At 65.8% G+C, this 14,765-nt stretch carries 13 protein-coding genes and 1 pseudogene; 4 read left to right on the forward strand and 10 right to left on the reverse strand.

The window, feature by feature from the left end; all coding sequences use genetic code 11:
- Window positions 1–4: 4 nt before the first annotated feature.
- The 3 genes and pseudogenes from JQ603_RS06030 (at window position 5) to JQ603_RS06040 (ending at window position 3,364) form a co-directional block, all read left to right on the forward strand.
- The gene (locus JQ603_RS06030) at window positions 5–745 is read left to right on the forward strand and encodes an SDR family NAD(P)-dependent oxidoreductase (protein WP_212337329.1); all 741 of its coding nucleotides are present in this window, start codon (window positions 5–7) and stop codon (window positions 743–745) included.
- Window positions 746–825: 80 nt separating this feature from the next.
- A pseudogene (locus JQ603_RS06035) lies at window positions 826–1,973 on the forward strand (hypothetical protein).
- Window positions 1,974–2,140: 167 nt separating this feature from the next.
- Window positions 2,141–3,364, forward strand: a complete 1,224-nt coding sequence (locus JQ603_RS06040; protein WP_212337331.1) for an ABC transporter substrate-binding protein — start codon at window positions 2,141–2,143, stop codon at window positions 3,362–3,364.
- A gap of 204 nt (window positions 3,365–3,568) precedes the next feature.
- Here JQ603_RS06040 and JQ603_RS06045 read toward each other — a convergent pair whose 3' ends face one another.
- From JQ603_RS06045 to JQ603_RS06080, 8 genes are all read right to left on the reverse strand, one after another.
- Window positions 3,569–4,825: a TCR/Tet family MFS transporter gene (locus JQ603_RS06045; RefSeq protein WP_212337333.1), complete on the reverse strand. Its 1,257-nt coding sequence runs from the start codon at window positions 4,823–4,825 to the stop codon at window positions 3,569–3,571.
- Complete coding sequence (gene der, locus JQ603_RS06050; RefSeq protein WP_212337335.1) at window positions 4,822–6,204, reverse strand: ribosome biogenesis GTPase Der; 1,383 nt, start codon at window positions 6,202–6,204, stop codon at window positions 4,822–4,824. The genes JQ603_RS06045 and der overlap by 4 nt, the downstream gene beginning before the upstream one ends.
- 50 nt (window positions 6,205–6,254) lie before the next feature.
- The gene (locus JQ603_RS06055; RefSeq protein ID WP_212337336.1) at window positions 6,255–6,803 is read right to left on the reverse strand and encodes a hypothetical protein; all 549 of its coding nucleotides are present in this window, start codon (window positions 6,801–6,803) and stop codon (window positions 6,255–6,257) included.
- A 43-nt stretch (window positions 6,804–6,846) separates the two neighbouring features.
- On the reverse strand, window positions 6,847–7,500 hold the full coding sequence (locus tag JQ603_RS06060) for a tetratricopeptide repeat protein (RefSeq protein WP_212337338.1): 654 nt from the start codon (window positions 7,498–7,500) through the stop codon (window positions 6,847–6,849).
- 169 nt (window positions 7,501–7,669) lie between these two features.
- Window positions 7,670–9,262 carry a class I adenylate-forming enzyme family protein gene (locus JQ603_RS06065; protein ID WP_212337340.1) on the reverse strand — a complete coding sequence of 531 codons (1,593 nt, stop codon included), beginning with the start codon at window positions 9,260–9,262 and terminating at the stop codon, window positions 7,670–7,672.
- A gap of 73 nt (window positions 9,263–9,335) precedes the next feature.
- On the reverse strand, window positions 9,336–9,920 hold the full coding sequence (locus JQ603_RS06070; protein ID WP_212337342.1) for an NnrU family protein: 585 nt from the start codon (window positions 9,918–9,920) through the stop codon (window positions 9,336–9,338).
- A gap of 69 nt (window positions 9,921–9,989) precedes the next feature.
- Window positions 9,990–10,568 (reverse strand): hypothetical protein, encoded by a 579-nt coding sequence (locus JQ603_RS06075; protein WP_212337346.1) that lies wholly within the window; start codon window positions 10,566–10,568, stop codon window positions 9,990–9,992.
- Between the two features lie 255 nt (window positions 10,569–10,823).
- Entirely contained in the window at window positions 10,824–12,446 is a 1,623-nt protein-coding gene (locus tag JQ603_RS06080) for a peptide chain release factor 3 (protein ID WP_212337348.1), read from the reverse strand.
- Between the two features lie 159 nt (window positions 12,447–12,605).
- Between JQ603_RS06080 and sugE the strand changes: the two genes are divergently transcribed.
- Window positions 12,606–12,920, forward strand: a complete 315-nt coding sequence (sugE, locus tag JQ603_RS06085) for a quaternary ammonium compound efflux SMR transporter SugE (protein WP_212337350.1) — start codon at window positions 12,606–12,608, stop codon at window positions 12,918–12,920.
- Here the strand turns inward: sugE and JQ603_RS06090 are convergent.
- Together JQ603_RS06090 and JQ603_RS06095 are read right to left on the reverse strand one after the other, a co-directional pair.
- Window positions 12,913–13,920, reverse strand: a complete 1,008-nt coding sequence (locus JQ603_RS06090) for an inorganic phosphate transporter (protein ID WP_212337352.1) — start codon at window positions 13,918–13,920, stop codon at window positions 12,913–12,915. The genes sugE and JQ603_RS06090 overlap by 8 nt on opposite strands.
- 72 nt (window positions 13,921–13,992) lie before the next feature.
- Window positions 13,993–14,637 carry a DUF47 domain-containing protein gene (locus tag JQ603_RS06095; RefSeq protein WP_212337354.1) on the reverse strand — a complete coding sequence of 215 codons (645 nt, stop codon included), beginning with the start codon at window positions 14,635–14,637 and terminating at the stop codon, window positions 13,993–13,995.
- Window positions 14,638–14,765: the final 128 nt, after the last annotated feature.

Consider the following 14,765-nt stretch of genomic DNA (forward strand, 5'->3'; position numbering starts at 1 on the left):
CGCCATGACAAAGCCCCTCGCCGACCGCATCGCTCTCGTCACCGGCGCCTCGCGCGGCATCGGTTTCGCCACCGCAAAGGCGCTGGCCAAGGCCGGTGCGCATATCGTGGCGACGGCGCGCACGCAAGGCGGGCTGGAAGAGCTCGACGACGAGATCCGTAAAGAGGGCGGCAACGCCACGCTTGTGCCGCTCAATCTCACCGATTCCGACGGCATCGCGCGGCTCGGCGCCGGCCTGCACGAGCGCTATGGCAAGCTCGACATCCTCGTCGGCAATGCCGGCGTGCTCGGCCCCTCCTCGCCAATCGGCCATATCGAGCTGAAGGCCTTCAACGACGTGATGGCGATCAACGTCTCCGCGAATTTCCAGCTGATCCGCTGCATGGAGCCGCTGCTGAAGCAGTCCGATGCCGGGCGCGCCGTGTTCATCACCTCGGGCGCCGCCAACAAGGCGACCGCCTATGTCAGCCCCTACGCCGCCTCCAAGGCAGCGCTGGAAACGCTGGCGCGCGCCTGGGCGCAGGAGACCGCGAACACGGCTCTGCGCGTCAACCTGTTCAACCCGGGGCCGATCCGCACCCGCATGCGCGCCACCCTGATGCCGGGCGAGGATCCGGCGACGCTGGACACGCCCGAGCAGGTCGCCGAGTTCATCGTGCCGCTGTGCGCGCCCGGCTGGACCGAGACCGGCAAGTTCTACGATTACAAGACCCGGACCCTGATGGGCTTCCGCTCGCCGGCCTGATTGACTCGAGCACCTCCCCGCGATTGACTGCCTGCGCTTAAGCGGCAGCAAGCCGCAAGCCAACAAAAAGGGAGGTTGCCATGGCGCCATGGCATGATCGCGCAGGTTTTTCGCGTGCGCTCGCGAATGTCTCTCACGCCTTTTCCATCCTGATCGCAGCCATCGCGTTCATGCTTCCTGGCACCGCGACTGCAGGTGACGTGCCGACCTTCGCGGTCGAGCCCTCCTGGCCAAAGCCGCTGCCGAACAACTGGATTCTCGGCCAGGTCGGCGGCATCACCGTCGACTGGCAGGGCCACATCTGGGTGATCCACCGCCCGCGCTCGCTCACCGATGACGAAAAGGGTGCGAGCCTCAACCCGCCGCGTTCGAAATGCTGCGTGTCGGCGCCGCCCGTCCTCGAATTCGACAGCGACGGCAATTTGCTGCGCTCATGGGGCGGTCCGGGCGAAGGCTATGAATGGGTCGGCCGCGAGCACGGCATCGAGGTCGACGAGCGCGGCTTCGTCTGGATCGGCGGCAACGCCGACAACGACAACGCGATTTTGAAGTTCACGCTCGACGGCAAGTTCGTCGCCCAGATCGGCAAGATCGCGCCGAGCCTCGGCAGCAACGACACGACGCAGCTCGGCAAGCCCGCGGAGACCGCGATCGACAAGGAGGCAAACGAGATCTACGTCGCCGACGGCTATGGCAACCGCCGCGTCATCGTGTTCGACGCGACCACGCTCGCCTACAAGCGGCACTGGGGCGCCTACGGCAACAAGCCCAGCGACGACAAGCAGGGTCCCTACGATCCCAAGGCCCCGGTCGCGCAGCAATTCGGCAACCCCGTCCACTGCGTCAAGCTCGCCAATGACGGCCTCGTCTATGTCTGCGATCGCATCAACAACCGTATCCAGGTGTTCAGGAAGGACGGCACCTTCGTGAAGGAGTTCTTCTTCGAGAAGAACACGCTCGGCAACGGCGCGGTATGGGACATCGCGATCTGGCCCGATCCGAAGCAGACCTGGCTGCTCAGCGCCGACGGCGAGAACAACGAGATCAGGGTCATCAAGCGCGACGACGGCAGCGTCGTCGGCAGCTTCGGGCACAGCGGCCGCAACGCCGGCCAGTTCCACTGGGTGCATGCCATGGCGATCGACGCCAAGGTAACGTCTATACCGCCGAGGTCGATACCGGAAAACGCATCCAGAAATTCAAGCTGACATCGGACGCGCTGAAATAGCGTCTCAACGCATTTTGCCCAAAAGTTAACCGACGGATGACGCTACGACGCAGCGTCATCCGCATTTAGGTGCATTGCGGCCGGCCGTGGGACACGGTAGAGCCATCGACAGGAACAAGGCTCCGCAAGAGAGCCATCCGAATATTTGACAATGGAGGAGACCTTTTATGACGACGCTCGCGCGCCGCACTGCGGCTTTTCTGGCATGCGCCACCTTCGGTTTTGCAACATCCGCCTACGCGCAGGACAAGACCGTCAAGATCGGCGTGCTCAACGACATGTCGAGCCTCTACGCCGACATCGGCGGCCCCAACTCGGTCGCGGCGGTGAAAATGGCGGTCGAGGATTCCGGCCTGAAGGCCAAGGGCTGGACCATCGAGGTCCTCTCCGGCGACCACCAGAACAAGCCCGACATCGGCGTCAACATCGCCCGCCAATGGATCGACAACGACAAGGTCGACGTCATCTCGGACACGCCGAGCTCCGGCGTGGCGCTCGCGGTCAACAACCTCGTCAAGGAAAAGAACTCGGTGCTGCTCAATTCGGGCGCGGCCACCGCTGATCTCACCGGCAAGGCCTGCACGCCGAACACCATCTCCTACACCTACGACACCTACATGCTCGCCAACGGCACCGGCAAGGCGCTGACCAAGGCCGGCGGCGACAGCTGGTTCTTCCTGACCGCCGACTATGCCTTCGGTCACGCCCTCGAGCGCGACACCTCGGCAGTCGTCACCGCCAATGGCGGCAAGGTGCTCGGCGGCGTCAAGCATCCACTCAACAGCTCCGATTTTTCGTCGTTCCTGCTCCAGGCGCAATCGTCCAAGGCCAAGGTGATCGGGCTTGCCAATGCCGGCGGTGATACCACCAACGCGATCAAGCAGGCCTCCGAGTTCGGCATCGTCCAGGGCGGCCAGAAGCTCGCGGCGCTGCTGCTCTTCATCACCGACGTGCATTCGCTCGGCCTGAAGACCGCGCAGGGCCTGACCTTCACCGAATCCTTCTATTGGGATCTCAACGACAAGACCCGTGAATGGTCGAAGCGTTTCCAGAAGGTGTCGCCGAAGAACGCCATGCCGTCGATGACCGTGGCAGGCCTCTACGCCGGCGTGCTGCATTATCTCAAGGCGATGGAAGCGATCGGCAGCAATCCGCATGACGGCGCCAAGGTCGTCGCCAAGATGAAGGAGCTGCCGACCGACGATCCGCTGTTCGGCAAGGGCCCGCTCCGCGCCGACGGCCGCCGTCTCATCCCGGCCTATCTCTTCGAAGTGAAGAAGCCGGAGGAGTCGAAGGGACCGTGGGACTATTACAAGCTGGTCGCTACCATCGCGCCGGAAGACGCGGCCAAGCCGCTCGAGGCGAGCGACTGCCCGCTGGTGAAGAAGTGACCGCGTAGCGGTCGCACTCAGCCCCAACGACGTCATGCCCGGGCTTGTCCCGGGCATTCTCGTTATTGGCTCAGGAACAACCGCCGTAGGGTGGGCAAAGCGACTTGTCCGCCGTAGCTCGAAGAGCGAAGGCGGAAGCGTGCCCACCACGTCTTGGCATCATGGACAGATCGTGGGCACGGCGCTTGCGCGCCTTTGCCCACCCTACGAGACCGCCTTCGTTGCGGCCAGCGCCCGCACCGCGATCGCCACGCAGATCACCATCAGCACCGCCGCGAGCAGGAACGGCGCGCCTGGCAGATGCAGCGGCGCGCCGGCGCCGATGAAATAGGAAAATGTCAGCGTGAACAGGAACGGGCCGACGAGCTGCGACACGCTCTGCACGCTGGCGGTTGCGCCCTGCAGCTGGCCCTGCTGATCGGGCGCGACCAGCCGCGTCATCAGCGATTGCATGGCGGCGCCCGAGATGCCCCACAGCGACATCACGGGAATGCCGATCCAGAACAGCGGCCCGGTCGGCGCAGCCCCGAAGATCACGAAACCGATCGCGCCACAGCACAGGCCGAGCAACAGGGCCTTTCGCTCGCCGAGCACGCGCACGATCGGGCCGATGGCGAGCCCCTGCACCACCATGGCGCAAATGCCGACCATCGCCAGCGTCAGTCCCACCGTCTTGGAATCCCAGCCGTAGCGATAGGTCGCATAGAGCACGAAGGTCGAGGGCAGCACGACATGCGCGACCTGCGCGATGAAATTGACGATCGACAGCCCGGCCAGGACCGCGTTGCTGCGGAGCAGACGCAGCGCGCCGACCGGATTGGCGCTCGTCCAGCGGAACGGCGCGCGTCTTTCCGGCGCCAGCGATTCCGGCAGCACGAGCAAGCCATAGAGCGCATTGGCAAAGCTTAGGCACGCCGCGGCCCAGAACGGCAGGCGCGGATCGATGTCGCCGAGCAGGCCGCCCAGCGCCGGGCCCAGGATGAAGCCGGCGCCGAAGGCCGCGCCAATCCTGCCGAACACCGCCGCGCGGCGCTCCGGCGGCGTGATGTCGGAGATATAGGCAAAGGCGGTCGAGATGCTGGCCGAGGTGATGCCCGAGATCACGCGGCCGATGAACAGCCAGGTCAAGGACGGCGCCAGCGCCATCAGCACGTAGTCGGCGGCGAGCCCGAAATTCGACGTCAGCACCACCGGACGCCGTCCGAAGCGATCCGACAGCGCACCCAACACCGGCGAGAACACGAACTGCATCAGCGCCCAGGCGGTGCCGAACACGCCGAAGATGCGCGCCGCATGCGCAGTGTCGTTGGCGACGAAGCCCTCGATCAGCTTTGGCAGGACCGGCATGATCACGCCGAGCGCGACCATGTCGAGCAGGATGGTGACGAAGATGAAGGCGACCGCGCCGCGCCGGACCGGCGCAGCGCCCTGCGCTGTCGCCTCGCCGGCGCCGTCGCTCACGACGGCCGCTTGCGCTTGTGCGCGAAGGGATTGGCCTTCTCGCGCAGGGTGATGCGCACCGGCGTGCCCGGCAGCTCGAAGGTCTCGCGCATGGAGTTGGTCAAATAGCGCAAATAGGACTGCGGCACCGCGTCCGCGCGCGAGCAGAACAGCACGAAGCTCGGCGGCCGCGCCTTGGTCTGCGTGATGTAGTTCAGCTTCAGCCTGCGGCCGGACACTGCGGGCGGCGGATTGGCCTGGATTGCCTGCTCGAACCAGCGATTGAGCGCCGCGGTCGGCACGCGCCTGTTCCAGATCGCGTAGGCGTCCTGGATCGCCTGCATCAGGCGATCGATGCCCTCGCCCATCAGGCCGGAGACGGCGACGATCGGCACGCCCTTGACCTGCGGCAGCCAGTGATCGGCATCGCGGCGCAGGCCCGAGATCGCGCCGCCGCCCTTGGTCTCCATCAGGTCCCATTTGTTGACCGCGAGCACGACCGCGCGGCCCTCGCGCTCGATCAGATCCGCAATCCGGAGGTCCTGCTCCTCGAAGCGGTTCTGCGTGTCCATCATCAGCACGACGACTTCGGCAAAGCGCACCGCGCGCAGCGCGTCGGCGACCGAGAGCTTTTCCAGCTTCTCCTCGATGCGCGAGCGCCGGCGCAGGCCGGCGGTGTCGAACACGCGGAAATCGCGGCCCTTCCAGTTGATCTCGACCGCGATGGAATCGCGCGTGGTGCCGGCCTCCGGGCTCGTGAGCAGACGTTCCTCGCCGAGCAGATGGTTGATCAGCGTCGACTTGCCGGCATTGGGCCGGCCGACGATGGCGACGCGGATCGGGCGCGTTGCGGCCTCCTCCTCGGAGAGCGGCTCGTCGTCCTCGACCTCATCGTCCTCGACAGGCTCCGGCATAAGCTGTGCGAGCGCATCGTACAGCTCGCCCATGCCCTCGCCGTGCTCGGCCGAGATCTGGATGGGATCGCCGAGGCCGAGCGCGAAGGATTCCATCGCACCGGCATCGCCATGCTTGCCTTCGCTCTTGTTGGCGACCAGCAGCACCGGCTTGTTGGCCTTGCGGGCGAAATCGGCGAAGGCGCGATCGGTGGGCGTGAGGCCGATGCGGGCATCGATCACGAAGAACAGCGCGTCGGCCTGCGCGATCGCGGTCTCGGTCTGCTCCTGCATGCGCGCGGTCAGCGAGCCCCTGGCGCCCTCGTCGAGGCCGGCGGTGTCGATGATGGTGAACTGGAGGTCGCCGAGCCTGGCCTCACCCTCGCGGCGGTCGCGGGTGACGCCCGGCAGGTCATCGACGAGCGCGAGCTTCTGTCCGACCAAGCGGTTGAACAGCGTCGACTTGCCGACATTGGGCCGGCCGATGATGGCGATCGTGAAGGACATCGGTCATTCGTGCGCTGCCGGGGCTGCGCCTGTCAATGCAGGTGGAATTATTAGCGCGAGAAGCTGCCGCTCGGCAGCGGCGCCGGGAAGCCGCCCTGCGATTGCTGCTGCGTGGTCTGGGTCGGTTGCGCCTGCTGGACCGGCTGATCCGGCGGCGGCGCGGTGGTGCGCTTGCGCACGATCTTCTGCTTGGGCGGGGGCGCGGCGGTGGGCGGCGCGGCCTCCGGCTGGGCCTCGCCATCGACCTCGCCGGCAGGCGCCTCAGCCGGTGCAGCCGCGGCGGCCGGCTGATGGGACTTCTTCGCCTTGGCACCCTTGGCCGGTTTGGCCGGCTCAGGCGGCGGCTCGGCGGGCAGAGCCGCGACGGCGGGCGCGTTCGGATCCGGCTGCTGCTGCGCGCCCTTGTACATCTCCCTCGGGACGCCCTGCTCGAGGCCGGGAACGCCCTCGGGGAAGACCGGCTTGCGATCGCCCGGCAGCTTCTTCTTGGTGTCGAGGAAGTCGAGCATGTCGCTTGGATCGAAGCTGGAGCAGCCGCCCAGGACGCCGGTGAAGGCGATCAGGACGGCGGCTGCGATCAAGCGTGGCGTACGGCGCATATCGTATCTCGTCAGGTCAGAGAGCCCGTCGGTCAGCTCTTGGTCAGCTTTTGGCGACGGGCGGCAACAGAGCCGCCAGCGCCTCGGCACGGGAACGCAGGCCCGGCGGCGTCTCGCCGTCCTCGGCGATCGCGTCGAGCCATTTGCGGGTCGCGGTCATGTCGTTGTTGCGCCAAGCCGACAGCGCCAGCATCTCGCGCGCAGTATGGCGGAAGGTCGATTTGGGGGTGGCCGAGGCCTCCAGCCGCTGCTGGATGTCGGCGTAGGGGGCGCTGTCGACCAGGAGGCCCGCAGCGCGGATCCTGGCCAGATCCTGCCATTCGCCGCCGACACCGCGGTCGGCGGCAATGTCGTCATACAGCTTGGCGGCCGCCTTGGGATCGCGGCTGGCAGCCTCGGCCGCAGCGCGTAGCCGCGCCAGCGTGCGATAGCCGGAGGGAGCCTTGGCGGCGAGCTCGGTGAAGGCGGTCTCGGCCTCGGCGTGCTTGCCCTGCTCGGACAGCTCCACGGCCTTCTCGAAGACTGCGCCGGCCTCGGCGGCCTTCTTGGCCTCCAGATACTGGTAACCGCGCCAGCCGCCGACGGCGGCCACGACCAGCACCATCAGGGCAATGAAGTAGATCGAATACTTCTCCCACAGCTTCTTGAGCTGTTCGCGACGTACTTCCTCGTCGACTTCGTCAAATAATTCAGACACTTATGCTAATCCCATGCCCGTCCGGGTGCGCGCGCCAAGGCGTTCGCGTCAGGAATCCCGTCCCCCGTGTGGCGGCGAGGTACCCTAACGATATGGCGGTGGCAAGGCAAAGCGAGCCCGATCAAGGCGTTAACCACCCGGCAGAAGCCCGGAAAGCCGCCTGCCCGGCTCAGGTTCCGAGGCGCTCCCGCAGCTGCCGCTTCAGCACCTTGCCATTGGCGTTGCGCGGCAGCGGCTCGGAGGTGATCGCCATGGTCTCGGGGACCTTGTAGTCGGACAGCCGCTCGGCGCACCAGACGCGCAAGTCGGCGTCGGCAACCGGTGCGCGCGTCACCACCACGGCGTGGACGCGCTCGCCCAGCACCGGGCAGGCCCTGGCGATGATCGCGCTCTCGATCACCGCGGGATGGCCCGCCAGCACGGATTCGACCTCGGCCGAATAGATCTTCAGCCCGCCGCGATTGATCATGTCCTTCTGCCGGTCGAACACGCGGACGAAGCCTTGCGCGTCGACCGAGCCGAGATCGCCCGAATGCCAGAAGCCGGCCGTGAAGCTCTCGGCGGTGGCTTTCGGATTATTCCAGTAGCCCTTGATGACGGAGGCGCTCTGGATCCAGAGCTCGCCGATCTCGCCAGCAGGCAGCTCGCGCCCGTCCGCATCCATCGCGACGATGCGCGCGCCGGGACACGGCAGGCCGACGCTGTCGATATGGCTTGCCGTCAATTCGCCCGGCATGATGGTCGAGGGCGACGTCGTCTCGGTCGCGCCGTAGCAGTTCATCAGCTTGAGGCCGGGAATCGTCGCCTTCAGCTTCTCGATGGTGGCGACCGGCATCGGCGCGCCGCCGAAGCCGCCGATGCGCCAGCTCGACAGATCATAGCTGTCGAAATCGGGCTGGAGCAGGCAGAGATTGTACATCGCCGGCACCATCACCGTGTAGGTGACGCGCTCGCGCGCGGCGAGCCTGAGATAATCGGCAGCCTTGAATTCCGGCATGATGATCAGCGCGCCGGCGCAGCGGATCATGGTGGTGATGTTGGCGACGACGCCGGTGACATGGCCGAGCGGCACGGCTGCGATGGAACGATCCGCTTGCGTCAATTGCAGGCAGGACACGAACACCATCGAGGAATGAGCGATGTTGCAATGGGCGAGCATCGCGCCCTTCGGCTTGCCCGTCGTGCCCGAGGTGTAGAGGATCATCGCGGTGTCCTCTTCGCTCGTCTCGACCGGCACCGGCGCCGGCGGATTGTCGGCGAGCACCGCAAAGCGCGACAAATGCGGATCGTCGTCGACGGCGATGCGGTGGATCACATCGGGGACGTCAGGCGCCTCGGGCAGCCGCTCGGCGAGCGCCGCCTCATAGATCAGGATCTTCGCGCCGCAATCGGCGAGGACGTAGGCGATCTCCGGCTTCTGCTGGCGCGTGCTGAGCAGCACCGTGGCGAGGCCCTCATGCGCGGCGGCAAACAGCAGCAGCGGAAACTCGACGCGGTTGCCGAGCAGGATCGCGACGCGATCGCCGCGCTGCAGGCCGAGCTTGCGCAAGCCCGCCGCGATCCGCGCGGCCTGCTCCACCGCCTGCCGCCAGCTCAGCCGGACATTGCCTGCGATCAGCGCTTCGCCGTCCGCATTGCGGGCGCGGGCGTCCGCGATCATCGCCCAGAGACTTGCCGGCCGATCGCAGAACGCCGGGACAACCCGATCGCCGAAGCGCGCCTCGTACCGCATCGGCGGAATCTGAGATTGCGACCAGTCCATCCAAATGCCCTCGGCTTGTTGCTCTTGTTATCTTCCGCGCACGGACGTGAGGGTCCTGTCTTGTGCCGATCGGCTAGACCCCCACGACGGGAACACCGATCACGACGGGATGGAAGGCAAACGCCAGCGCCAGATAGGCAACGACGCCGACTGCAACTGCGATCAGATCGTTGGTGACGCCGCCCACCGGAATCGGCGGGCCGCCGGCATCCTTGCGATGCTTCAGCGAAATGCGGTCATAGACCGCCCAGCCCAGGAACGAGCCGAACAGGATGATGGAGCCGAGATCGCCATTGGCGAGCAGATGCGCCGCCGCCCACAGCTTGATGCCGGCCAGCATCGGGTGCTTCAGCGTCGCATAGATACGGCCGCGCAAGTACGAGGCCACCACCAGGATGACGGCGGGCAGCATCAGCGCCAGCGTGATGTGCTTCAGCGCCTTCGGCGGATACCAGACGTCGATCCAGCCGGAGCTGCGATAATGCGAAAAGCCCCAGATGATCAGCGCCAGGCCCGCGAGCGAGACCACCGAGTAGAGGAGCTTGTAGGTCCCCTCGCCCAGCCTTGCGATGGCCTCTGCGCGCGCCTCGCGTTTCGTGGTGAAAACATGGGCCGCGAAAAACAGCACGAGCCCCAGGATCATGACCAGCAGACCCATGACATCCTCCCCTCAAACAGCCCCCGCCCCTGAGGTATCATCGATTGGCTGCCGCTCGCAACTGATGCGCTACTGACCGATCTGCCGGTTATCGACATAGCGGATCGCGATCGGCCGCCCCGCCAACGCGCCGCCGAGACCGCTGGTGAATTTCAGCGGCAGGCAGGCTTTCAGCGATGAATTGATCGCGTTGAGATAGGTGGTTCGGATATCTGCCGGCACGCCCGCGGTCGCAAAGGTCAATCGCGGCGGCCCGATCAGGCCGCCCGCCTTGTTGAAGCTGAAGCGCACCGCCATCTGCATGCCCGCCCGCGCATTGTCCGACGGCGGCGACCAGCAGGTGCGCAACTCGGCGAAGAGGTCGCCGATCGTGTCGAGATCGTGATCCGGCTTCCGGTATTTGGCGCGATCGGCCTCGGACGGCACGCTCTCGATCGTCAGCTGGAGATTTTGCCCATAGGGGTAATCGATCTCGGGAATACAGGGGCCGGGCTCGAGCGGACTGCAATAGTACGGCGTGCAGGGCCGATAGTCGAGCACGCTGCACGGCTCGTGCGAAAACGGAATCGGATTGATCTGGCGGCGCTGCGCGTCGGCGGCCGCGGTTGATATTGCCAGCAGAAGGAAAACGAGGATGCCGCGCCACATGATGCGAACTCGCAGGGTCACATAGCTGAAACGTGGCATTGCTCCCGATGACGTCAAGCCTGCGATCGTTCACATGCTTGCGTTCAGGCACACTGTCGTCGCCCGGCTTGACCGGGCGACCCAGTACTCCGAGACGGCAGTGATTGAATCGATGGGCTGCGGCGTACTGGATGCCCCGGTCAAGCCGGGGCATGACAGCGGAGGGTGTGGCTGCGCAGTGTGTGGCCTGCGCGGCGGTGGGCAGAACGAACGCCCCTACCCCTTCTTCTTGACGTCCTTGACGTTGGCGAACTCGATGCCCTCGGCGCGTTCCCTGGTGTAGCCGAGATAGAACTCGTTCCGCGCCAGATACACGGGATCGCCGTCGACGTCGTCGGCGATGCTCGAGGTGTTGGCGGCAATAAAAGTGTCGAGCTTCTTGCGGTCCTCCGAGGAGACCCAGCGCGCGAGCTGGAACTCGCTGACCTCGAACTCGACCGGCAGCGAATATTCGGCCTCCAGCCGCGCCTTCAGCACGTCGAGCTGCAGCGCGCCGACGACGCCGACCAGCGCCGGAGCGCCGTCGCGCGGACGGAACACCTGCACCACGCCCTCTTCCGACATCTGCTGCAGCGCTTCCTTCAGCTTCTTCGCCTTCATCGCGTCAGTGAGACGGACGCGGCGGACGATTTCCGGCGCGAAGCTCGGCACGCCGACGAAAGTGAAATCCTCGCCCTCGGTCAGCGTGTCGCCGATGCGCAGCGTGCCATGGTTGGGAATGCCGACGACGTCGCCGGCGAAGGCTTCGTCCGCAACCGAACGATCCTGCGCGAAGAAGAACTGCGGGCTCGACAGCGGCATGCTCTTGCCGGTGCGCACCAGCTTGGCCTTCATGCCGCGGCTGAGCTTGCCCGAGCACAGGCGCGCAAAGGCGATGCGGTCGCGGTGGTTCGGATCCATGTTGGCCTGGATCTTGAACACGAAGGCGCTCATGCGCGGATCGGTGGCCTCGACCTTGCGCTGGTCGCTCTCTTGCGCGCGCGGCTCGGGCGCGAACTTGCCGAGACCTTCGAGGAGATCGCCGACGCCGAAATTGCGCAGCGCGCTGCCGAAATAGACCGGCGTCAGATGGCCTTCGCGGAAGGCGCCGAGCTCGAACGGTTTCGAGGCCTCAGTGACGAGTTCGAGCTCGTCCTTCACCGCGGAGACGTCGAGATTGGCGTTGAGCTTGGCGAGTTCGGCGATCTCGATCTGCTGCGCAGCGCCCGTCTTGGCGCCGCCACCCTCGAGCAGGCGCACGCCGCCATTGACGACGTCGTAGGTGCCGAGGAAGTCGCGGCCGCGGCCGACCGGCCAGGTCATCGGCGTGGTGTCGAGCGCCAGCGTCTTCTCGATCTCGTCGAGCAGCTCGAACACGTCCCGGCTCTCGCGGTCCATCTTGTTGATGAAGGTGATGATCGGGATGTCGCGCAGACGGCACACCTCGAACAGCTTCCGCGTGCGCGCCTCGATGCCCTTGGCGGCGTCGATCACCATCACGGCGGAATCGACCGCGGTGAGCGTGCGATAAGTGTCTTCCGAAAAGTCCTCGTGGCCCGGCGTGTCCAGCAGGTTGAACACGAGACCTTCGAACTCGAAGGTCATGACCGAGGTCACGACCGAGATGCCGCGCTCGCGCTCGATCTTCATCCAGTCCGAACGCGTGTTGCGCCGCTCGCCCTTGGCCTTGACCTGACCGGCGAGGTTGATGGCGCCGCCGAACAGAAGCAGCTTTTCGGTCAGCGTGGTCTTGCCGGCGTCGGGGTGGGAGATGATCGCAAAGGTCCGCCGTCGCGCCACCTCGGTGGCAAGCGGGGAACGGGCCGGCGATTCGGCTGCGGTGGTGGCGATGTCGGACATGGCGGGAGCGTTTGGCAGGGAAAATGGGCTGGATCAAGCCTGATTTGGTGATTGCGGAGCCCTCCGGCCAGCCCCATATCGCCGTTTGGGAGGGACGGCCCTCCTTTCCCACCAGCATATCAGCCGCGGGGACGACCCTGCCGTGAATGGAGGGTCGTCATGGCCTGGAGCATCCTGTTCGTCGCCGGTCTTCTCGAGATCACCTGGGCGATTGGCCTGAAATACACCGAGGGTTTCAGCAGGCTTGTTCCCTCCGTCATCACGCTCGCGGCGATGGCCGGCAGCGTCATCCTGCTTGGGTTCGCGCTCAAATCGCTGCCGGTCGGGACCGCCTATGCGGTCTGGACCGGGATCGGCGCGGTCGGCACCGCGACGCTTGGCATCGTCCTGTTCGGGGAGCCGGCCACGGCCTTTCGCCTCGCCAGCATCGGACTGATCGTCGCCGGCATCGTCGGGCTGAAGCTCGTCACCTGACGAAGATCTTGACCGCCCACCAGGTCAGCGCAGCCACGACCGCGGAGGCCGGGATGGTGATCACCCAGGCATAGACGATCGAGCTTGCGACGTTCCAGCGCACCGCCGAGACGCGGCGGGCCGCGCCGACGCCGACGATGGCGCCGGTGATGGTGTGGGTGGTCGAGACGGGAACCCCGAGGAAGGTCGCCATGAACAGGGTCGCCGCGCCTCCCGTTTCGGCGCAAAAACCCTGCATCGGCGTCAGCTTGGTGATGCGCAGGCCCATGGTGCGGACGATGCGCCAGCCGCCCATCAGCGTGCCCAGCGCCATCGCCGCCTGGCAGGACAGCACCACCCAGAATGGCACCGAGAACTCGCTGCCGAGATGGCCCTGCGAGTACAGCAGCACGGCGATGATGCCCATGGTCTTCTGCGCGTCGTTGCCGCCATGGCCGAGCGAATAGAGCGAGGCGGAGGCGAATTGCAGGATGCGGAAGGCGCGATCTACGGCAAAGGGCGTCGAGCGCACCGAGGCCCAGGACACGATCGCAACCAGCATCATCGCGAGCAGAAAGCCGACCAGCGGCGACAGCACGATCGCCAGCACCGTCTTGGACAGACCGCTCCACACCGCCGCCGAAATTCCCGCCTTGGCCATGCCGCCGCCGACGAGGCCGCCGATCAGCGCATGCGAGGACGAAGAGGGAATGCCGAGCGCCCAGGTCACGAGGTTCCAGACGATGGCACCGACCAGGGCCGCGAAGATCACCTGGGCATCGACGATCGAGGGATCGATGATGCCGGTGCCGATGGTCTGGGCGACGTGCAGCCCGAACACCATGAAGGCGACGAAATTGAAGAACGCGGCCCAGAACACCGCAAATTGCGGCCGCAGCACGCGGGTCGAGACGATGGTCGCGATCGAATTGGCGGCATCGTGCAGGCCGTTCAGGAAGTCGAACAGCAGCGCGACGGCGATCAAGCCGACCAGGACGGGAAAGCCCAACGCAGCATCCACGGCGAGGCCCCTGCCTTAAAGCTTGCGCATGATCTGAGCGGAAAACCGCTGCACACTTTTCCGGATCATGCGCTACACCTGCTCGATGACGATGCTGTTGATCTCGTTCGCGACGTCATCGAAGCGGTCGGCCACCTTCTCGAGGTGATCGTAGATCTCGACGCCGACGATGAAATCCATCGCGTTGCCCTCGCGGTGCTTCAGGAACAGCTCCTTCAGCCCGATGTCGTGGAGATCGTCGACCCGCCCCTCGAGCTTGGTCAGCTCTTCCGTGATCGCGGTCAGCATGGCGACGTTCGGGCCGATCGACTGCATCAGCGGCAGCGCGCGGCCGACCAGATTGGCGCATTCGATCAGAAGGGCGCCGATCTCCCGCATCGGCGGCTCGAAAGTGCGGACCTCGAACAGCATCACGGCCTTGGCCGTCTGCTGCATCTGGTCGATGGCATCGTCCATCGAGGTGATGAGGTTCTTGATGTCGCCGCGATCGAACGGGGTGATGAAGGTGCGGCGCACCGCCGTCAGCACCTCGCGGGTGATGTTGTCGGCATCGTTCTCGAACTGGTTGACGCGCTGGCAATAGACCGGCGTCTCCTCGCCCCCGTTGAGCACGCCCTGAAGCGCGATCGCGCCCTGGATCACAGTCTGGGCATGGCGGTCGAACAGGTCGAAGAACCGTTCTTCCTTGGGCAGGAACGCGCGAAACCATCGCATCATGGGGATAGGCTACCGGTTGGAAATGGCCCGGCCCGGATGGGCCGTCATGAAACTGTCATAGACCATTTCCGATCCGCGCGCGTGTCATCTCACGCCCGCGGAGCCGGATCATCCACCGCTTTCGGGAG

This window comes from Bradyrhizobium liaoningense, assembly GCF_018130825.1.
Taxonomy (GTDB): domain Bacteria; phylum Pseudomonadota; class Alphaproteobacteria; order Rhizobiales; family Xanthobacteraceae; genus Bradyrhizobium; species Bradyrhizobium liaoningense_B.